The 19,945-nt window shown below is 42.3% G+C and carries 20 protein-coding genes; 5 read left to right on the forward strand and 15 right to left on the reverse strand.

Going from position 1 to position 19,945, the window contains the following annotated elements:
* The first annotated feature begins 15 nt into the window (after window positions 1-15).
* Window positions 16-657, forward strand: a complete 642-nt coding sequence (locus AK823_RS07805; RefSeq protein ID WP_227514154.1) for an AzlC family ABC transporter permease — start codon at window positions 16-18, stop codon at window positions 655-657.
* On the forward strand, window positions 650-1,009 hold the full coding sequence (locus AK823_RS07810) for an AzlD domain-containing protein (RefSeq protein ID WP_068328017.1): 360 nt from the start codon (window positions 650-652) through the stop codon (window positions 1,007-1,009). Before AK823_RS07805 ends, AK823_RS07810 begins: the two co-directional genes overlap by 8 nt.
* A 111-nt stretch (window positions 1,010-1,120) precedes the next feature.
* Here AK823_RS07810 and purF read toward each other — a convergent pair whose 3' ends face one another.
* The 11 genes from purF to AK823_RS07865 form a co-directional block, all read right to left on the reverse strand.
* Window positions 1,121-2,656 carry an amidophosphoribosyltransferase gene (gene purF / locus AK823_RS07815; RefSeq protein ID WP_068036077.1) on the reverse strand — a complete coding sequence of 512 codons (1,536 nt, stop codon included), beginning with the start codon at window positions 2,654-2,656 and terminating at the stop codon, window positions 1,121-1,123.
* Between the two features lie 352 nt (window positions 2,657-3,008).
* Window positions 3,009-3,506: a CvpA family protein gene (locus tag AK823_RS07820; protein ID WP_068328020.1), complete on the reverse strand. Its 498-nt coding sequence runs from the start codon at window positions 3,504-3,506 to the stop codon at window positions 3,009-3,011.
* Window positions 3,507-3,542: 36 nt separating this feature from the next.
* Window positions 3,543-4,577, reverse strand: coding sequence for a quinone-dependent dihydroorotate dehydrogenase (locus AK823_RS07825; protein ID WP_068328022.1), 1,035 nt, complete (start codon window positions 4,575-4,577; stop codon window positions 3,543-3,545).
* Window positions 4,578-4,771: 194 nt separating this feature from the next.
* Complete coding sequence (locus AK823_RS07830; RefSeq protein WP_228138831.1) at window positions 4,772-5,290, reverse strand: hypothetical protein; 519 nt, start codon at window positions 5,288-5,290, stop codon at window positions 4,772-4,774.
* 198 nt (window positions 5,291-5,488) lie between these two features.
* Complete coding sequence (gene gspM, locus AK823_RS07835) at window positions 5,489-6,055, reverse strand: type II secretion system protein GspM (protein ID WP_068328024.1); 567 nt, start codon at window positions 6,053-6,055, stop codon at window positions 5,489-5,491.
* A gap of 165 nt (window positions 6,056-6,220) precedes the next feature.
* Window positions 6,221-7,546: a type II secretion system protein GspL gene (gspL, locus tag AK823_RS07840; protein WP_068328025.1), complete on the reverse strand. Its 1,326-nt coding sequence runs from the start codon at window positions 7,544-7,546 to the stop codon at window positions 6,221-6,223.
* A 52-nt stretch (window positions 7,547-7,598) separates the two neighbouring features.
* A complete protein-coding gene (gene sixA / locus AK823_RS07845) occupies window positions 7,599-8,057 on the reverse strand; it encodes a phosphohistidine phosphatase SixA (RefSeq protein WP_068036087.1) in 459 nt (152 codons plus the stop codon).
* Between the two features lie 43 nt (window positions 8,058-8,100).
* The gene (locus tag AK823_RS07850; RefSeq protein ID WP_082785673.1) at window positions 8,101-9,555 is read right to left on the reverse strand and encodes an NAD(P)H-dependent glycerol-3-phosphate dehydrogenase; all 1,455 of its coding nucleotides are present in this window, start codon (window positions 9,553-9,555) and stop codon (window positions 8,101-8,103) included.
* A gap of 95 nt (window positions 9,556-9,650) precedes the next feature.
* Window positions 9,651-10,304, reverse strand: a complete 654-nt coding sequence (locus tag AK823_RS07855; RefSeq protein WP_082785674.1) for a nitroreductase — start codon at window positions 10,302-10,304, stop codon at window positions 9,651-9,653.
* A gap of 186 nt (window positions 10,305-10,490) precedes the next feature.
* Entirely contained in the window at window positions 10,491-11,597 is a 1,107-nt protein-coding gene (zapE, locus tag AK823_RS07860; RefSeq protein ID WP_068036089.1) for a cell division protein ZapE, read from the reverse strand.
* An 81-nt stretch (window positions 11,598-11,678) separates the two neighbouring features.
* A complete protein-coding gene (locus tag AK823_RS07865; protein ID WP_068036091.1) occupies window positions 11,679-12,332 on the reverse strand; it encodes an alpha/beta fold hydrolase in 654 nt (217 codons plus the stop codon).
* Between the two features lie 339 nt (window positions 12,333-12,671).
* Here AK823_RS07865 and AK823_RS07870 point away from each other — a divergent pair, with 339 nt between their 5' ends.
* From AK823_RS07870 to xseB, 3 genes are all read left to right on the forward strand, one after another.
* Window positions 12,672-13,040 carry a hypothetical protein gene (locus tag AK823_RS07870; RefSeq protein ID WP_068328027.1) on the forward strand — a complete coding sequence of 123 codons (369 nt, stop codon included), beginning with the start codon at window positions 12,672-12,674 and terminating at the stop codon, window positions 13,038-13,040.
* A 188-nt stretch (window positions 13,041-13,228) separates the two neighbouring features.
* Window positions 13,229-14,734, forward strand: a complete 1,506-nt coding sequence (xseA, locus tag AK823_RS07875; protein WP_068328029.1) for an exodeoxyribonuclease VII large subunit — start codon at window positions 13,229-13,231, stop codon at window positions 14,732-14,734.
* A 241-nt stretch (window positions 14,735-14,975) separates the two neighbouring features.
* Window positions 14,976-15,221: an exodeoxyribonuclease VII small subunit gene (gene xseB / locus AK823_RS07880; protein WP_068036097.1), complete on the forward strand. Its 246-nt coding sequence runs from the start codon at window positions 14,976-14,978 to the stop codon at window positions 15,219-15,221.
* Between the two features lie 7 nt (window positions 15,222-15,228).
* On the opposite strand, the gene pncB is transcribed toward xseB, so the two are convergent.
* From pncB to AK823_RS07900, 4 genes are all read right to left on the reverse strand, one after another.
* Window positions 15,229-16,455 (reverse strand): nicotinate phosphoribosyltransferase, encoded by a 1,227-nt coding sequence (pncB, locus tag AK823_RS07885; protein ID WP_068328031.1) that lies wholly within the window; start codon window positions 16,453-16,455, stop codon window positions 15,229-15,231.
* 312 nt (window positions 16,456-16,767) lie between these two features.
* Window positions 16,768-18,096 (reverse strand): erythromycin esterase family protein, encoded by a 1,329-nt coding sequence (locus tag AK823_RS07890; RefSeq protein ID WP_068328034.1) that lies wholly within the window; start codon window positions 18,094-18,096, stop codon window positions 16,768-16,770.
* 4 nt (window positions 18,097-18,100) lie between these two features.
* Window positions 18,101-18,751: a protein-L-isoaspartate(D-aspartate) O-methyltransferase gene (locus tag AK823_RS14150; RefSeq protein ID WP_068328037.1), complete on the reverse strand. Its 651-nt coding sequence runs from the start codon at window positions 18,749-18,751 to the stop codon at window positions 18,101-18,103.
* A 221-nt stretch (window positions 18,752-18,972) separates the two neighbouring features.
* The gene (locus AK823_RS07900) at window positions 18,973-19,923 is read right to left on the reverse strand and encodes an ATP-binding cassette domain-containing protein (protein ID WP_068328039.1); all 951 of its coding nucleotides are present in this window, start codon (window positions 19,921-19,923) and stop codon (window positions 18,973-18,975) included.
* Window positions 19,924-19,945 lie beyond the last annotated feature (22 nt).

Below are 19,945 nucleotides of genomic sequence, written 5' to 3' on the forward strand. Positions count from 1 at the left end.
AGCATTCCAGTTGCAATGGGCTACCTACCTGCAGGTATCGCCTTTGGCGTTCTTGCTCAGGTCGCTGGAGTACCAATATGGGCAACTATTATGTTGAGTGTCGTCTTGTACGCAGGCGCTGCACAATACGCTTGTCTACCGATGCTTAGTGCCGGTTTGCCGATTGGTAGTATGGCGACCAACATTGCAGCCATCAACCTACGTCACGTGTTCTATGGGATGCCACTGCTACAGTATTTTCCTACGCACAAAATCGCTAAAGCTTACTGCTTGTTTGCCCTTACTGATGAGACGTTTTCAGTAATGACTAGCTTACCCAATGAGATGCGGCGCGCACTCATACTACCGATAAGTTTGTTTAACCAAAGCTGGTGGGTATTGGCCTCTATTATTGGAGTAATGATAGGCAGCGCTCTTAGCGACTTGGTGCCACACTTAGACTTTGCATTGGTTTGTTTATTTGCAATTTTGGCTTACGAGCAGTTTCAAAGTATTAAACGCTACTTTCCTATCGGTATCGCTGTCATTGCTTTGGCTATCGCCTCATTATTTACTAGCAACTGGCTGTTGTTAGTAGCAATTACCATTTGTATGCTGATGATTTTGGCACGTGGTTTTTGGGTACAGCGTAAAGTAACAGGAGAGACTAATGAATAGCAGCTATTTGATTGCAGCCACTTTCGCTATGGCCGGAGTTACTTTTATTACTCGTGCTATTCCCGCCTTGATACCCAAAAAGCTTCTTGATACGCCTTGGCTGCATCGACTAAATGAGAGCCTACCGCTATCAGTCATGGTGTTATTAATTTTAACTAGCCTCTCCTATCAAGACTTATCCGCTAGTACCGGGCTAAATAGCGCACAAGTACAATTATTACTGGCTCAGATTGGTGCATTAGCGCTAGTGCTCATTGTGTACCATGTCAGCCGTCAGTTATTGGTAAGCATGGTCGTCGGTATCGCAGCGATTAATGCTCTACTTTGGCTATTAAATAACTTTTTAAGTTGATAGTTTTTTTAAACTAATAACTTAAAATTAGACACAATAAAAAAGGCTGGATTCATAATGAATCCAGCCTTTTGTCTTTAAATATCGTCATCTCTTAAGCTATATAGCTGCTTAAAACTCTTCCACACCCATCATATCGACAGGAGTATCAGCGACAACTTGTACGCCTTTCTTGCCTGTTTTAGCGGTTTCACTACGCTGCTCTTGCAGGTGATCAAGGTAAGCTTCATTGATTTGACCAGTGATATAGCAACCGTTAAATACGGCACAATCAAAGCCTTCCACTCGGCTATGTTTCGTATCTTTTACCGCATCGATAAGATCATCTAAGTCTTGGAAAATCAGACGATCAGCACCGATAATATTACGCACTTCTTCAACACTATGCCCTGAAGCGATAAGCTCGCTACGTACTGGCATATCAATACCATACACGTTAGGGTATTTTACCGGTGGCGCAGCACTGGCGAAAAACACCTTTTTCGCACCTGCATCACGTGCCATTTGAATGATTTCATGACAAGTAGTACCACGGACAATAGAGTCATCAACCAATAAGACATTTTTGTCTTTAAACTCTAACGGTACTGCGCTAAGCTTTTGGCGTACCGACTTTTTACGTTGCTGCTGACCTGGCATAATAAAGGTACGACCGATGTAGCGGTTTTTCATAAACCCTTCACGGTACTTAATATTCATCTTAAGTGCCAGCTCCATCGCTGACGTACGCGAAGTATCCGGAATTGGAATCACTACATCAATATCGTGATCTTCGCCCCATTCATTAAGGATTTTCTGACCCAGTTTTTCGCCCATACGTAGGCGAGATTTGTAGACAGAGATATTGTCCATAATAGAATCTGGACGCGCAAAATAAACGTATTCAAAAATACAAGGCGTGTACTCTTGTTGCTCTACGCATTGATACGTATGCAGCTTATGATCTAAATCAATGAAGATAGCTTCGCCAGGTTTAACATCACGGATGATGCTAAAGCCACAACCTGTCAATGCGACTGACTCAGAGGCAACCATATACTCTGTGCCACCGTTGGCAGCTAAACGTTCACCAAAAATAAGTGGACGAATACCATTAGGGTCACGAAATGCTAATAAGCCATGACCCGTAATCATTGCTACTACGCCATAAGCACCTTCACAGCGAGCATAAACTGCTTTTACCGCTTCAAAAATATCATCAGGCGTTGGATGAGTTTTGCCTAAGTTTTGCATCTCGTGGGCAAGCACGTTTAACAATACTTCAGAATCAGAATCGGTATTTAAATGACGACGATCATCTTGATATAACGATTTAGCCAAGCTCTCTGCATTGGTCAAGTTACCATTGTGTGCCAAGGTAATCCCATAAGGAGAGTTTACGTAGAATGGCTGTGCCTCCGCACTGCTTGACGTGCCCGCAGTAGGATAGCGAACATGACCAATACCGAACTTACCAACCAGTCTGACCATATGGCGGTTCATAAAAACATCACGAACCATACCGTTTTCTTTACGCAAGTATAGGCGCCCATCCTGCAAAGTCACAATACCGGCGGCATCTTGACCACGATGTTGCAACATAGTTAAGGCATCATAAAGAATTTGGTTGACTGGCTCATGAGCTGCAACCCCAACGACTCCACACATAGTTATGTCCTATTTAAAACCATACATTAGTAACGCAATAACGGCAAACTTAGTGGCAGTGATATGTGCCAGTTAACCGATGACCTGATGATATTTATATACTGATAATTACTTCATTGACAGTAGAGTGCTACTATCTTTAAGATTCAATTGATATAAGAATAAAGATACCGTTTAATTTAAGAATATAGCTATTATAATGATGACACATAAGTGGCAATATTTAGATTATGCATTATCAACAATAGAAATTTATATTTTAAATATTGTGGATGCTAAATGATATTGAATGATAATTTATCAAGGTGTGCTATTAACGCTTATCTATCGAAGCTAACTAATTTTATCATAGCTAGGACTGATTTATCTGTTCCCAAGCACCGCCTAACACATCTGATGCTAGCGTTTTAGCCATCGGTGCGTAAGGAAGCAACTCAGGTGCTAATACAGAAGTTTGCCACTGCGGAAGCTGTACCAATAATGGTGCGCTGACACTAAGAACCACTAAAACCACAAGGACGTTTTTGGCAGCACCTAGTACACCGCCCGCCATTTTATCTACCACGCCCAAGCGTAAAGTTTTAAGCACCCCTGAAAATACAAACGCTACCAAATGCATAACAGCTAATACAACGATCACTACCAACAAAAAAGCCGTTGCCATTTGTAGCACAGGATTTTGTACCAATCCTGATAACTGCGGGGCAATCGAACCTGCTAGTCGAGTAGCAACAATCAAGGCAATGAACCAACCTACTAAACCTACTGCCGTTTTAATCAGACCTACTTGAAAGCCGCGCCATAAGCCAATAAGAACAACAATGGCAATTACGATATCTAAACCACTCATATTTACCACCTTATTATCCTATCGAAACTACTTCAATTAACTCTCTTGCGCATCATAATAGCCGCCAATCGCTTGAATACAAGACTGTACTAAGCCTGGGCCACGATAAATAAGACCCGTATAAAGCTGTACCATATCTGCACCTGCTTTAATCTTTTTGACAGCTTTTTCACCACTATCAATACCACCAACACCTATGATAGCAACTTTACCATCCAACTGATCTGAGAACTGTTGCAAAATCTGGGTACTAATATGACTAACTGGACGACCAGATAAACCGCCTGCTTGGTCACCATCAATCAGATCCTCAACACCTACTCGGCTCAAGGTCGTATTGGTCGCAATCAAACCATCAATTTCAAAGTCTAATAGTTGCTGCGAGATATAATCAACTTGTAGCGGGTCTAAATCAGGGGCAACCTTTAGTACTAGAGGCACATAAAAACCATACTCCGTCGCCAGCTGGCTATGGCGGTTTTTGATTACATCTAACAGCTGAGTTAATGCCTCACCACTTTGCAAATCACGCAAATTCTTAGTATTCGGCGATGAGATATTAATCGTAATATAGGAAGCATGCGGATAAACACGCTCTAAACAATACACATAATCATCAGCAGCGTGTTCAACAGGCGTGCTGGCGTTTTTACCAATATTAATACCGATATTGCCTTTATACTTACAGCGTTTAACATTGTCAATTAGATAATCAACACCCTGATTATTAAAACCCATCCGGTTAATAATCGCATCTGCTTGTTTTATTCTAAATAGCCGCGGCTTGTCATTGCCGACTTGTGGTTTGGGCGTCACAGTCCCCACTTCAATGAAGCCAAAGCTTAACTCGGCAAGCGCGTCAATATAGTCACCGTTCTTGTCCAATCCTGCCGCTAGACCAACAGGGTTAGAGAACTGCAAACCCATACAGTCGGTTGGTTGCATAGACTGACCATATACTAAACCTAAAGCACGTGCTTTATGGGCTTTAGCTAATAAAGACAAGGTCATATCATGAGCGTGTTCAGGGTCCATCTTAAATAAAAACGGGCGAAGTAAGGCGTAGGACATAGTGACGATAAACCCTGCTTGGATGAAAATGATGAATGGAATAACATGAGTGAAGCGTTGAGTGTCATAAAATGCTGCGATTATATCAGCTTAACAGGAGTAAAACCAAAGTTTCATACCTGGGATTCCTAACAAGAACTTAATATTAGAGCTACTTTGCCAAGCATCAATGACAGCATTAATAATTAACAAACTTATGGCACAGGACGCTTGTCAGTGAGCGCGATCCAACCTCTTACAATACGGTATAGATGCCAGATGAATGTGAAGGTCATAAGTAACACACCAAACCCAGCTAATAAAAATGAACCAATGGCTATATTACCGCTATCGGCTAACATGCTGACACCAAAGCCACCTAATGCAAAGGTGATGATAATAGTACCAATGACAAAAAAGAAAATGCTATACCAAAAAGTCTTAATCTGCCAGTCAAAATGTGTCGCTAGCCATGTACAATCAGCATCACGACGTTTGCCGTAATTCATTACAATCGGCACAATCCATAGTAATCCTGCAGTAAAATAGCTGACCACGTAAAGCAAATAAGTAATGTGATTATAGGTGATTAATGAGCGCTGCTTTTCTTCACTCAACAGTTGGCCTCGCCCATGCATAAGGCTGTGCGTCGCCTGTGACTCAATAAAAGATTCAGTCTTTTGCGTCCGAGTACCTGAATGCTCATCGAGATTATGATTAGGAGACTGGTTCATAATAAATATCCATAACTGACAGTAGCCATTAACTACTCAATTGTGGCAAATGCGACCGTTTTCAAGATGCAAGTCGTTAATGCCTGAGCTATGCTCATGAATGATCTGATCTACGATGAGCGTTTGATATTGATGAATCTACAAGTAGTTTTTAACAAGAGCTTTCAAAAGTAGTTTTCAGAGTAGCTTTTAAAAGTACTAAGAAGTGACAGTCGCTTGCACTTGCATCTGCTTGGTAGCCAAATCCTGCTGCATCGATAGCTGAGTGAACTGCCACCCTTGCTGTTCAAGCTTACCAAGGGCGGCACTTACAATCGCTTGGCTAGGATGACTAAAGCTCAGTTGCACTCCTTCGCCATTAGCAACCACTTGCGCATTATCGATACCAGAATTATTTAACGTAGCATTCACACGACTAGCTGGTGGCATCGTATCAGCACCATCTTGACTATTGGCAGCATTTAATGCATTTGGATCAATGTTACCTGCCTGCGAGCGTAGCCAAAAATAATCAGCGACCTGCTCTTGGTAATCGGACTTACTGTCTTTAGCAGCTTGATGGACGCTATAGCCACCGTAACCACCAATGAATAATAGTAGAAATAATAGCAAAACAGCTAATGCTAACTGATCACGAGGAGATAATGCCTGCCAGCGCGACCACAGTGCATTTTGGTAGTTACCGACGCGTTCTGATAACGCATTGGTGACTGGCTGATTATGGGTAGCACGGCTAGGTTTAGCACGGCGCTGTAATAGTTTCATTACCTGACCTTGATGGATGGTATAAAATTTGTCTATGAATTCGTAGTTAATAAATGAATAGTAACTGACTATTAAACACAATGGGTAGCAACCAAATTGGCGCATGACTATAACTGTCAAAAACTATGATCGTCAAACCCTCATAAATTTATAAGCTATAAAAACTTAAGATTGAGCTGAGCTATCTATGGCAGCAGGATCATTTTCGATATTAACAGTAATCTGGCCACTAAACTGCCCCTGCTCATTACTATTGACCCGCTCTAAATTAGCAGCGATACCTTGGCCAGTCAATGTGCTAGCAAACTGATCGAGACTACCACGATCTGGCGCTATCAATGTAAAGCTCAGCGCGGTTGGTTCCATAACCAACGCCTGTGCATGTAACGAGGATTGCTTAATAAGCGGTGATATCCGTGCCAATACTGCTAAATGTGAAGCTGATTCTTGGCTGTCGCTACGTAGTTTTGGCTGCATCTGCACTTGCAGCTTAGTACGACTGGTATTGAGCACTTCATCAGGGAACCAAGATTGGTACTGAGCAGCGATTGCTGTCTGCGTGGCATCGGTTGCAATATTATAGCGATAGATTTGCAAGCCATCGGTCGCCATTTGCAAGACTAATGCTGACAGTGCGACCATCATAGCTACCCGCAAATAAGGTGATAGCTGGGTATCTGATGACTTAACAAAGAAATTAAGCGCGTGGCGCTCTGGAGTTTCAATTGGCATGGGAACAGTGGATAGCGGTGTCAATAATATCTGCTGTTCAGTCAATAAAGCAGCTGTTTCTGTCGCGATATTAGAGTCTAGTGTCGATTCTGTTGCTGGCTCTAAAACAGTCTTCTGCAAATCAACATGATTGTCCACCATATTATTAAATGCATCAGCTGGAGAGCTGACAGTTGTCTTAACAGTTGACTGTATCGAGCGTAGTAAACAGACTTCACTTAAATGCGGTAAGCGCTCAAACATTAACGGTAAATAACTGACCGCTAACCCCTGGCGCTGCGATTGTCGCAATAGAGCGGTATATTGATCTTGATATAAGACTACTTGCTGGCCTGCCCCTTCTTCAGGAATAGGCAACAGCAAAAAATCTGGTAGTAACGCATTGATACTTAAGCCAACCAAAGCGGCGCTCTGTTTCCATGCTTCTATATCACTCTCAGCCAATGCGTACAGATGATGTGCATGGGTATCACTAATCTGGCGAACGGCTAACTGCTCAACTGGTGCTAGTGATGTCTCTTCAAATAAATACTGTTTGCCTGTGCTACCGAGCTGCTTAAGCTGGGCTGCATTAAGCTTGGTATCGACTTGTAATAAATGACTGGAAGGAAAATACAGACACAGTGATGTATGGCTACTTCTACTATTGCCGTAGATATCATACAGTTGCTGCCAGCCGCTAACAGATTGCCACTCTTTTGCATCAGCATGCCAAACTGCTAACGGACTATGTTGCGCTCTTATCCAAACATGTAACACCAAGCGTGTCCTTACTTATGAGACTAATTATTAAAATAAAACCAACCATTAATTAATACGGCTGCTGCGGCACAAAACGGTCTATTTCTGTTGCCATACCGGTCATGACAAATTCCATCTCAAAAACGCGCGCTTCAGCCAAAGCAAATGACTCAGGACTATCGCCAGTCAGTAAACTGGCAAGATAGGCGATGATAGACATATGGCAAACCACGACCAAAGATTCTGCTTCAATCTTTGCAATATCTGCTAACGCTACATGGGCATCATCAGATGGGGTAATATTATCTTGTATCGTAACTGGCACTGTAGGAGCGCGCGATTGCAACTCAGCTAACGTTTGCTGCGCTCGTTTGTAAGGGCTCACTACAAAGTGGTCTGGCGCATAACGCCCAATAATATAATCAGCTGTTTGTGAAGCTTGCTGTTGTCCATAGTCGGTCAGTTGACGTGCACTGTCTGGACGAGTCTCATCTTCTGCTTGCCCATGACGCATCAATATAATTTTCATAATATTCCTTTAGCAAAGCTTCTTATGTGCTGTTTTATCGAACTCACTTTTTGTCTTTATTAACATCATCTTTGTTAGCAGTATCTTTTTTAGCAACTTTATTTTTAGCTGAATCATCATCAGTATTAGTAACGTTTTCAGAGTCGTTTTCAGAGTCTCGTTCTTGTTCTTGGTCTTGATCTTGGTCATCTGAATTCTTAGCAGCCGCTTGCATCTGGGCAGTAAGCGCAGCATTACTATAATCATGTGGCATTACAAATTCGACATCGCTACGGAACCCTGCTTCCATCAAATGCAATGCAACACCTAATGCCGCTTTATCTTCATAGATAACAGCATAGAGTGCATGGGTAATCGGCATATATATGCCTTCTTTAGTCGCTTTTTCATGCACTTGCTGAATGGTATTGACCCCTTCAGCAGTTTGTCCAAGTTTCTTTACTGCCGCATCAATGCTCATTCCGCGTCCGAGCATATTACCGATTTGATAGTTACGGCTCAGCTCTGAGCTACAGGTGGCATATAAATCACCAACCCCTGATAAGCCTAAGAAAGTTAATGGATTAGCACCAGTCTCAACTCCGAAGCGACTCATTTCTGCTAACGCGCGCGTCAACAGCATAGCTTTAGTGTTCTCGCCTACATCGTATGCAGCAGCCATACCCATGGCGATCGCATAAATATTTTTGAGCGCACCGCCAAGCTCTACCCCATGAATGTCATCGCTGGCGAATACTCGAAAGAATGCACTATGCAACGCTGCTTGTACCGCATGACGCAATGGCTCTGAATGACTAGCAATTACCGTAGCCGACGGCATATTTTTCATAATCTCAATAGCAAGGTTTGGCCCTGACATAACCCCAAAATTCACTTCTGGCAACTCATCTTTGATGATATCGCTCATCAGAGCAAAGGTATCTTTTTCCATACCTTTAGTTAGAGATACAATCGATTGCCCCGTAATAAATGGGGCGATATTTTTAAGAGTTTCACGGAAAGCTAAGCTCGGTACGGCAAGAAATATAATATCTTTATCTTTAACCGTTGACTCTAAATCATGGCTATACTTAAGGCGATCATCCAACTTGTAACCTGGCAGATATTTTTTATTCATCTGCGATTTAGCCATGGCTTTAACCGTACGCTTATCGCGAACCCAAAGCGTCGCATCACAACCATTACGCGCCGCTAAGTTTGCCATTGCCGTACCAAAACTACCACCACCTAAGAATGCTAAGCGCAATTGAGCTGGATTATCACGTACCTGCTCCATATTCTTAGCGACATCTGCTTCAACGGAACTAGGGTTAAGCTTTCTACGTCCAAGCCCTGATTTGGTAGCACGCTCGATAATGCTTGCCAGCAGCCCACTAGATTTTTCAGCATTGATTTGGTCTGAATCTGTATCAGTGGCCTTTTTATTAGGAACTACTTTATCAATAGCCTCTTTCTTAGGCTTTTTATTAGAAGTATTGTTTTCAGTAGAGCTTGTCATATCTAGTTATCCGTGTTGACTGCTTATTTCATTTAGGCAGATTACACTGTCTGCTTAAAAAGGTATAGCGTTATGTGAGGCTTTGAGTTTGACACTTATGATTCGAAGCGTACTAACGGCTCGATATCAATAGATTTACGTGTAGGTTCATCCTTAGGACTGGTGCCAGTATAAACAAAAGCCGTCACATAATCATCTGGACCTACATCGAAATATGCTTTTACCGCTGGTTCGTTACATAGTAATCCAGTGCGCCACACCGTACTGAAACCTTGCGCTTTTAAAGCTAAAATTAGATTTTGCACAGCGGCGCCCGCACTTAACATTTGCTCAAAAGGAGGAACTTTTTTATGCGCCTGCATGTGGGTGACGACAGTAATGATAAGCGGTGCACGTAACGGCATCGTATGGGTCTTTTTTATGGTTTTTTCAGACAACTCTTCACCATCTTGCAGCGCTTTTGCTTGTGCAGCCTCAACAAGCGCACAACCTAACTCATGACGAGCATCACCTTCAGTCACTATAAAGCGCCATGGACGCAGCTTTTTGTGATCAGGAGCTGTTGCAGCGCACTCAATGGCAGCTTCGATCTGAGAACGAGTCGGCGCTGGAGCATCCAGATTACCCATACTGCGTCTTGAGTTAATCCAGCCTATCATCTCTTCGCTCGTGAGCGGGACGCTATCAGTCGCTATATTCTCAACAAGTATTTTTTTATCGTTTTTATCTTTATTGTCGTCAGGTTCCATTATTTATCCTTGCTTATTATTGTGAAATGCCAGCGCTATTTTATCGATTAAAGCTATTTTTTTATGAATGTAATATTGTTATAGAAATCATTTAAAATACTCACTCATAAATGCTATGAGTTGAGATTAAGACCAACAGTAAACAAAGACAGCCACCTTTAACGGCTGTCTTTCAAAGAATAGTAATTACGCAGCGTCAACATCTTCAACGCGATGCTCCATTCTTAGGTAATCTTCTGATTGCATTTCAAGCAAGCGTGAACGCGTACGTTCAATCTCAAACGCCAGCTTCTCCCCTTGATATAACTCAAGAATTGACTGCTCCGCGCGTACCAACAGCTTGACGCGGCGATCATAAAACTCATCTACAAGATAAATAAAACGGCGAGTAGGATCACGTAAGTCATCATCTAATGCTGGTACTGCATTGACCAATACCGTATTAAATTGCTTAGCGATTTCAATAAAGTCCGAAGCGGAACGCGGCTCCATACATAGATGACGAAAGTCGCAGAACAAGATATCTTCGGTGCGGGCATTGATTTTGATTTCACGACCATTAATGATGATAGGCTCGTTACTGATTTTTTGATTATTAGATAAGCTGGCAAAACGGTTGGCTAACCAATGGTGATTGGCTTTGGTCATAGGCGACTCGTACAACTCCGCTTGCTGCAATACGCGCAAACGATAATCAATGCCAGAGTCAATATTCATTACAGTGGTATGACGCTCAACTTCAGCGATAGCGGGCATAAAACGATCACGATGCAAACCGTCTTTGTACAGTCCTGATGGTTCAATGTTTGAAGTCGCCACTAAAGTAACGCCGCGATTAAACAACATGGTAAACAAATCGCCTAAAATCATAGCATCAGAGACATTGGAGACAAAAAACTCATCGAAACAGATAATCACTGCTTCTGCATAAATAATATCAGCAACTTTTTCGAGTGGATCACTCTCGCCTTGTATCGCATTTAACTCGCGATGCACGCGCTGCATAAAGTGATGAAAATGCTGACGCATCTTGCGATCAATGGTCAATGAATCATAAAACATGTCCATCATCCAAGTTTTACCACGACCAACCCCGCCCCACATATACAGACCTTTTGGTGCGGCAGGCTTGGATTTTAGAAAGCTGAAAAAGCCTTTTTTCTGTTCTGCACTACTATTGAGCTGATGATAAAGCTCATCAAGGTAGCTCATGGCCTGATATTGCTGCTCATCTCGAGTAAACTCATCAGTATTGATAGCTTGCTCATAGCGTTGCAATGGGGATAATCTCATAATGCGACTCATCGTTAGACAAAATAATTAATTGTGTTTGGACTACTCTATACAGTTGACACGGCTTAATTTAAACCATACTTACTGACTAAAACTGTGCTGTTCAAGCAGCTTCTTCAATTCGGATAAGCGTCCATGGAAAAAATGTCCTGCGCCGTCCACGACACTGACAGCAAGCCCTAAGCGGTCAGCAAAAGCCTGCATATTCTCAGGGTCAATAACCTCATCAGCATTACCGTAAATCTCAAAAGTTTTATCAACTGGTAAGCTCAAATCGCTACTGTCGTTCTTTTCTACTGATGGCGCAATAAGGGCAACTTTTGAAATCTCAAAATCACTCAACCCCCAAATATGCGAGGCATCAAGCACCTGCTCAGCAACGCGCGCTGTGACATAACCGCCAAAAGAAAAACCACCAAGCCACAGTTTGCGGGCATTGGTTTGTTCTGCAATCCATTGTAGCACGGTCATTGCGTCCACTACTTCACCTTCAGCATAATCATGCTCACCAGTTGACTGCCCCACACCGCGGAAGTTAAAACGCACCACATGCATGCCATTATCGCGTGCAAAACGGTACATAGTCGTGACTACTTTATTATTCATCGTGCCGTCGAACAGCGGATTGGGATGACAAAGTAGTGCCACCGTATCAGTATTCGCATCATTCGGATTATCTTGTTGCCATAGTGCGTCAACTTCGAGCACGCCAGCAGGAGCAGGAATCAATTGCATAGACTTACTTACTAATTAAGAATGGATACGTTAATTATCCTAGATATGATTTATATTTCAAGTGATTTGCTGTGTACTGGTGGTGTTTGTCTTGTTTTTGCTCTATCACAATTAGCAATCTTATCGCGTTTTCAATTAATTCAACGGCAAAATGCAATATCACTGCAATATCGAACACAATAACCGCCTAGACACTTAAGAGTCGAATAGGTTAGATTTACGCTGTCTATGAATAAACTGATTAGATGACGAGATAGTTGCCTAACTCATATTTGATTTTTATACTTAAGTTTGAATGTTTGATTTTCATGTTTAATTTACAGGAACTAGGAATAATTTATGAATACTTTTAATAAAACCGCAACCTTAACGGCTACTTTAGCCGCAGCTCTCGCATTGAGCGCTTGTCAAAGTACGCCTTCATCTCCTGTTATCCAGCGTGCCAACTCTATTTATGAGACAACTGGCATTGCAGATACCAAAGTAAAAGCTCAAAAAAATGCGATAGACAGTGCGCAAAAAACTTGCCGAAGCAAACAAGTTATTATTGTCGATGACAAAGTCAAATATAACGGTATTTTAGATGAACGTACTGGCCGCATGGTTGGGCAGGCCGGTGCAGTCCTCGGTTCAATTTTTGGTACTGGCTCGCCAGACTTGTCACGTAGCGACGACTATGAGTATACGATCAACTTCCGTTGCCAATAACGTTAACATTGCTCAGAAAAACACTGTGATTTAGCATTTAGCCAATAAGTCTGCGAGAATAATAATATATTAATCGCAGGTTTGTTGGCTTCTCTTTTTGTATGTGCATTTTTAAGTTAAACTATCCTGTTCAATGTTTAGCACCCCCTAGTCAACCTGTAAGTCTTAACTACCTTTGGTCTACTATTATGCGTAAACCCAATCTTTCAAATGTTAAACAAGCTAAGGTCTTAGCGCCCGCAAAAGATTTAGCGACTCTAGAGGCCGAACTCGCTGAGCAAGAGAATAGTCTAGAATTAGAAGACACTGTCTTGCGTTTAAGTGACTACTTGTCAGCGGTTGAGATGGTTATCAAGCAGACCTTTGACCATCGTGTATGGGTAAAAGCAGAAATTCGTAATCTGTCTAGCAAAGGTGGACATTATTACTTTGAATTGGCAGAAAAAGATGACGATGGCAAAGTCATTGCCAGCTGCCGTGGTAACCTCTGGCGCTTTAAAGCCGCACGCGTCTTAGCGAAGTTTGAGCGTGCAACCGGTATGCCGCTTGACCGTGATTTGACGGTACTCCTTAAAGTATCGGCAGGTTTTCATGCGCAATATGGCTTCTCGCTCACCATTGAAGATATTGACCCCAGCTACACGTTAGGAGACTTGGCGCGTCAATATGCGGAGATGGTCGACCGTTTGACGGGTGAAGGACTATTACACCTTAATCAGCAGCTGCCTACTCCATTTGATATTGAGCATGTGCTGGTCATCGCCCCTGAAAAGGCTGCCGGATTGGGCGACTTCCAAGCCGATGCAGATCGCTTAGCGAGTACAAGTGCTTGTCATTTTCATTATCATAACGCCACTTTTCAAGGTAATCATGCCCCGAGCGAGATCCGTCAAGCGATCGTCAGTGCTCAACAGCAATTCCAAGATACTTATCAGCGTTTGCCTGATTTGTTAGTGATTATTCGCGGTGGTGGTGCAGTAGGTGATCTGGCTTATCTCAATGATTATGAGCTCGCCGCCCTAGTTGCTGAGCAGCCTATCCCTGTGTGGGTCGGTATTGGTCACGAGCGTGACAAAGTTATCTTAGATGAGGTGGCACATACTAGCTTTGATACGCCATCTAAAGTGATTGCAGCTATAATGGCGCATTTAGCCCAGCTAGTCACTCAGACGCTGCAATACCAAGCGCAAATCAAACAAGCAGCGCAGCGGCAATTAAACACTGCTGAGCAACAGACGACACGCCAGTTAAGCCAAATACAATCGCAAACTATCGGCCAGCTAACGGCACTGCAAAAAGATAGTGATTATGCGTGGCGTAGTATTCAGCAAAGCGCCCAGCGCCAAGTTAAGCAAGCAGCAAGATTAACAAGTGATCTGCGCGCGCAGACTCAATCCTCTGCTTATCAGCAGTTAACAATCGCTGCTACTTATAGTCAAGACTATCAAAAAACTGTTATGCAAAGTGCTCAGCAACAAGTCATACAAGCACGACGGGACAGCGAACATCTGCGTGATATTGTACTCTTGCATCGTCCTTCTCGCGTGCTCAAGCAAGGCTATACCATGCTTACTGATGCAAAAGATAAGCAAATACTGACCAGCAGTACGCAGCTTTATTCTGAGCAAACGGTACATATTGTCTTAAAAGATGGTAAAGCAAAAGCACAAATTATTGATGTGGTGGCCAAGTAGTTATAGTCTATTTACTATAAAAGATACAGGTCTACTGGGATAAATTTTGCGCAGCCTCTGGAGTGACGAAGTCGCACAGCAAGCAAGGAAAATTTGTACCAGCAGCCGATTACAATGGGTGTGCTTCTTTTATTTAGGATCAACCATAATAAGTAATATCAACAACCATTGAAATCAAAACTTTTAATGACTATTTATCCACCTTTTTTCTTAACCTTAGACTTGAATATTAGGAAACCTTATGACAACCCCTACTCGCCGACGCAAAAAATCCGCCCCAAAAACCTTTAAGGCGGCTTACGATATTCTAAAAACTAATGCTGCTGAACTACAGCAGCAAGATGAGCCGGATATCGATAATTTGATGACCACGGTTGAAGAGTCGATTGCTGCTTATCGCGTTTGCGAAACCCGTATCAATGCCGTACAACAAGCACTAGATGCAGCTTTTGCAGAAGAAGTAAAATCTGAGGAAATAGATAGCTAAATTATATCTACTCTGGCTCATCAACCTCAAAGACTTGGCGCAGATAGGCAAGATAGGTATCATTATTGATCATGGTCTTGCCTGGGCTGTCAGACAATTTAGCGACTGGCTGCCCATTGCACTCAACCAGTTTGAGGACGATATTTATCGGTGTGATGCCCATATCATTGGTGAGATTGGTACCAATGCCAAAGCTGGTCTTGATTTGACCCTTAAAGTATTGATGCAACTCCCAAGCATTTTCAAGATTCAAACCGTCACTAAAGGTCAAAATCTTAGTCTTAGGATCTATCTTTAACTTTTTATAATGAGCAATTGCCTTATCACCCCAGATATATGGGTCGCCGCTATCATGACGCAAACCATCAAATAGCTTGGCAAAATACAAGTCAAAGTCACGTAAGAACGCGTCCATTCCGACAACATCTGTCAGCGCAATGCCTAAATCGCCACGATACTCATGCACCCACGCTTCAAGGGCGGCTTTTTGTGAATCACGCAAACGCACATCCAATGCCTGAAACGCCTGCATAAACTCATGCGCCATGGTACCGATGGGTGTCATTCCTAGCTTTTTTGCCAAATAAACATTTGATGTACCGCTAACGATATTTGGTTCAGCTTTGTGCAAGGTCTCAACCACATGAGCTTGCCAAACTTTACTAAAGCGTCTACGAGTACCAAAATCAGCGACGATAAATGGTGGTGTATCATGACTATACTTTGCTTGTTCCTCTGCATATTGATGCAACAACGCAACTTTTGCGTCCAGTCTACGCTGTCCTTCTTCAATGACACTAGGATCTGATAAGGCATTGAAATATAACTCATTTACTATCGCTAATACAAAAACTTCGAAGAACATCGCCTGAATCATAGGCCCTTCGATATCGATGCATAAACGGCCTTTGCCATCGGTACTGACAGTAATAAAACGACGCTTCAGCTTAAACAATTCCAAATAATCAACGAAGTCTGAACGAATAAAGCGCAAACCACGCAAATATTCCAATTCATCTTCTAAAAATCGTAACTCACACAAGCTATCTAGTTGATGCTCTAACGAGTCTTTGATGTCGGCTAACGGATAAGCCGTGTCTTTATTATTGCGGCAGCGAAAGCGATAAACGCCATGCGTCTGCGGAAACTGATGCAACATGGCTTGTAACATCGTAAATTTATACAAATCGTTATCGAGTAACGAGGTAATAATAGGTGCATAGGTAACGGTCATGCTATGGCCTTAAAAACGCAAAAATAAGAAATAAACGTCACCAATATGTAAAGCGACATAATATAAGGGCGATAAGCTTACAACGCCTACTAAGCGTGAGTTATCAGTAAAAAGTTAAGTATAACGAAGTTTGTTGTTTTTTTCAGAATTCGCTCTTGATTGCAGCAAAATTACTACGCTTGCCTATGGCGGGCTTGTCCTCAATCTGCACCTTAAGCTAGACCTCTTGAAAAAGTAGCACTTCATTGAGCTTTATGAACGAAGCTTCAAGGCTTAGCACTGACTTATGTAAGAGGTCTTACACATTCATATTTATAAACCAAACGGGAAGGTATCGAATGTTCCTTCCCCTATCTCTTTCGTCAAAGCTTCAACCGCACGCGTTTTATCAAACCAGATATACTCATCAAACTGAGAGGGCAAAGAGGCATAAAAATAATGACTCTGTCGCTCAGTTTCAGGTCTATAAATGACGCCTATCGCTCGTTCTAAACGCTCTGGGAGTAATTCTTTACGTAAGTATTCATTCAGTGGATAACGCAATGGTAAAATAAAATTATCAGTAGATACCTCATGAAAAATACGTTCATAACTGTCAATATGTGAGGGCTGTACTTGTTTTACCTCCATTGGCCCTCCCCATCTAGATGCAGCGGCAACGGTACCGTGATCGGTGCCAAAACCTATATTATAGGCTTCGTCGCCATATTCTTGCCGTGCCAATTGGCCTATATTTAATTCGCCACGTGCGCTCATTTGAGTTGCCCGAGCATCACCAATATGGGAATTATGCGCCCAAACGACCGCCTTTGATTTGGAGCCTCTAAACTCAAGTACCGCCTGTAGTGTTTCAAACATATGTTGATCACGCTGATTCCATGAGTTGTTTTCAGCAGAATACTTTTCATCGTAATACATAGTGCGGTAATAACGTTCGGCATTGACTATCAGCTTGGCATTTTGTTCGGCGTCAAAAAATTGTTCTTTATTGGCTATAGAATACTCTAAATATTTCTTCAGTAAATCCTGTAGGTTTTTTAGTACTTCTGCTTCACAACTTTTATGCTGCTCGGTCATCACCGCACGGCTGTACAAAGCAGGGTCATTTGCCCAAGGCATCAGACAGCCATAACGCTCGCGGGCAATTTCTGCAGTCTTAGGATCTACTTGCTGTAAATAGTCCAATACCGCTTCAATAGAACTGTATAAGCTGTATAAATCCAGACCATAAAATCCTACTTTTTCTTCTGAAGATTCTGTTTTATCATTGTATGCATGAAGCCAATGGGTAAATTCAAGCATGGATTGATTGGCCCACATCCAAGTAGGAAATCTGGAAAAAGGCTTATTTTGAAGCAAAGCATCCTGTTCTCTGCCATGAATATAACGATGGATATGCGCGGCATCTGGCCAGTCAGCTTCAGCAGTGATAATAGTAAAACCTTTCTTTTCTATGAGTTCTTTAGTTATACGTGCCCGCATTTCATAAAATTCAGCCGTTCCATGTGATGCTTCGCCAAGCAACACAACACGGCTGTCTCCAATACGCTCCATGAGATTATCTAGATTGACGTCATCAATATTTGCAAAATGTTCACTTGATTGATCAATTAATTCAGGCAAAGTCCTATAATTTTTCATTACTTTACTCTCCCCAACCTGCTGCACCAATCAGAGGTACAAAACGAACGCCTCCCAAATCTTCTGTCTTATATTCATCTTTACTGATACGCCGAATACGTACAAGTTTTTGTGACTTCAAGGACTTACCAACGGGAATGACCATGCGTCCGCCAATGACTAATTGTTCTTTAAGTGTTTGCGGTACTTCAGGCCCTCCTGCTGCCACTATGATGGCATCAAAAGGTGATTTTTCAGGCCATCCAAGGGTACCATCGCCATGCTTGACCTGAACATTGGTATAGCCCGTTTCTTTAAGTTTTACCTGAGCAGTATCTGCCAAAGCTTTGTGGCGCTCAATCGTATAGACAGTCTTACAGATCTCCCCAAGCACGGCTGCGGCATATCCCGACCCTGTACCGACTTCAAGTACGCGGTCATCTGACTTCAACTCAAGTGCCGCAGTCATCAATGCAACAATATAAGGCTGTGAAATGGTCTGATCTTCCTCAATAGGTAAAGGTGAATCTCTGTAAGCAGATTCGATGAGATCGGTAGGCGTAAATGCTTCACGTGGTACCGCATTTAGCGCATTAAGTACTGTTTGATCATGTAAGCCGCGAGCCACAAGTTGGTCATTTACCATTTGCTGTCTTAATTTTTTAAAATTACTCATTATGGTCTCCTTAATTTTCATTTTAGAAGATTCAGTATCACATACAGACACTCCTAAATAAAAAAGGTATAACAATGTGTAACTGAGAAAAATTCATTCGCTGGCTGTACGTCGTCCCAAAGCCTTTAAGTCGTACCAAAGATTGTCAGTTGTACCAAAGATTACATAAAAGAGCTTCTTGTGATTCAAAATTTTTAACGGTTATAAATGTTTAACTCACTCTAGGCTTTAGCACTCATAAATTGCGCCACATAATCATCAGCCGGATTATGGCGTAACTCATTAGGTGTACCCGTTTGCACTAAACGCCCACCATTCAAGATACTGATACGCTGACCGACTTTTACCGCTTCATCGATATCATGGGTGATAAAGACAATGGTCTTATTCAGCCGTTCTTGTAGCTCAAGCAATTGATCTTGCAGCTGGGCACGAATGAGCGGATCAAGCGCGGAGAACGCCTCATCCATCAGCAAGATTGGATTATCTGTTGCCAGTGCGCGTGCCAGCCCGACACGCTGCTGCATACCACCTGACAGCTCATCAGGATAGCTATGCTCTAAGTTTGGCAATCCAACTTCGTTAAGCCAATGTCTTGCAACTTCATGGCGTTCGCTAATACTCATCTTACGCACACGCAGACCATAAGCGACGTTTTGCATGACGGTCATATGTGGCACTAGGCCAAAATGCTGAAACACCATGCTGACCGTTTGCTGGCGATAGTGCTGCAACTCTTTGTCATCAAGCTCTAACACATTAATCGCAGAAGGTGACTTTTCGTTTCCCACTGGATCTTTATTGATATCGGTAGTCGTTGCAGTTGACTGAATGTCAGTGGTAGGTTTTTTCATATTGGCAGGATTTTTTGTATTAGTAGGCTTTTTTGCATTAATAGAAGTATCAACCCATATTTTGCCGCTGGTTGGATCGATTAAGCGGTTAATATGACGTATCAATGTTGATTTTCCAGAGCCTGACAACCCCATAATACAATGTAGTTCACCCGCTTTAATATTTAGATTAATATCATATAGCCCAACCGAATAGCCAGTTTGCTCTTTTACCTTAATGCTGTCCATACCCTCAGCCAATAATGCCAACGCCGACTGTGCTTGCGAGCTATTGGCATTATAAATCTTACTGATGTTTTCTAATTGGATATGATTCATCATTGTTCTCGCTGTTTATATT

The organism is Psychrobacter sp. P2G3, assembly GCF_001593285.1.
Classification (GTDB): Bacteria; Pseudomonadota; Gammaproteobacteria; order Pseudomonadales; family Moraxellaceae; genus Psychrobacter.

Bases quoted from the DNA above. Each gene is read 5' to 3' on its own strand.
- AK823_RS07830 (WP_228138831.1), bottom strand. From the start codon at position 5,290: ATGAACCAGTCTCCTAATCATAATCTCGATGAGCATTCAGGTACTCGG.
- AK823_RS07890 (WP_068328034.1), bottom strand. From the start codon at position 18,096: ATGAAAAATTATAGGACTTTGCCTGAATTAATTGATCAATCAAGTGAA.
- AK823_RS07850 (WP_082785673.1), bottom strand. From the start codon at position 9,555: ATGACAAGCTCTACTGAAAACAATACTTCTAATAAAAAGCCTAAGAAA.
- pncB (WP_068328031.1), bottom strand. From the start codon at position 16,455: ATGACCGTTACCTATGCACCTATTATTACCTCGTTACTCGATAACGAT.
- AK823_RS07820 (WP_068328020.1), bottom strand. From the start codon at position 3,506: ATGAGTGGTTTAGATATCGTAATTGCCATTGTTGTTCTTATTGGCTTA.
- zapE (WP_068036089.1), bottom strand. From the start codon at position 11,597: ATGAGATTATCCCCATTGCAACGCTATGAGCAAGCTATCAATACTGAT.
- AK823_RS07870 (WP_068328027.1), top strand. From the start codon at position 12,672: ATGAATACTTTTAATAAAACCGCAACCTTAACGGCTACTTTAGCCGCA.
- purF (WP_068036077.1), bottom strand. From the start codon at position 2,656: ATGTGTGGAGTCGTTGGGGTTGCAGCTCATGAGCCAGTCAACCAAATT.
- AK823_RS07825 (WP_068328022.1), bottom strand. From the start codon at position 4,577: ATGTCCTACGCCTTACTTCGCCCGTTTTTATTTAAGATGGACCCTGAA.
- AK823_RS07865 (WP_068036091.1), bottom strand. From the start codon at position 12,332: ATGCAATTGATTCCTGCTCCTGCTGGCGTGCTCGAAGTTGACGCACTA.
- AK823_RS14150 (WP_068328037.1), bottom strand. From the start codon at position 18,751: ATGAGTAATTTTAAAAAATTAAGACAGCAAATGGTAAATGACCAACTT.
- AK823_RS07900 (WP_068328039.1), bottom strand. From the start codon at position 19,923: ATGAATCATATCCAATTAGAAAACATCAGTAAGATTTATAATGCCAAT.
- xseA (WP_068328029.1), top strand. From the start codon at position 13,229: ATGCGTAAACCCAATCTTTCAAATGTTAAACAAGCTAAGGTCTTAGCG.
- AK823_RS07805 (WP_227514154.1), top strand. From the start codon at position 16: ATGGGCTACCTACCTGCAGGTATCGCCTTTGGCGTTCTTGCTCAGGTC.
- sixA (WP_068036087.1), bottom strand. From the start codon at position 8,057: ATGAAAATTATATTGATGCGTCATGGGCAAGCAGAAGATGAGACTCGT.
- AK823_RS07810 (WP_068328017.1), top strand. From the start codon at position 650: ATGAATAGCAGCTATTTGATTGCAGCCACTTTCGCTATGGCCGGAGTT.
- xseB (WP_068036097.1), top strand. From the start codon at position 14,976: ATGACAACCCCTACTCGCCGACGCAAAAAATCCGCCCCAAAAACCTTT.
- AK823_RS07855 (WP_082785674.1), bottom strand. From the start codon at position 10,304: ATGGAACCTGACGACAATAAAGATAAAAACGATAAAAAAATACTTGTT.
- gspM (WP_068328024.1), bottom strand. From the start codon at position 6,055: ATGAAACTATTACAGCGCCGTGCTAAACCTAGCCGTGCTACCCATAAT.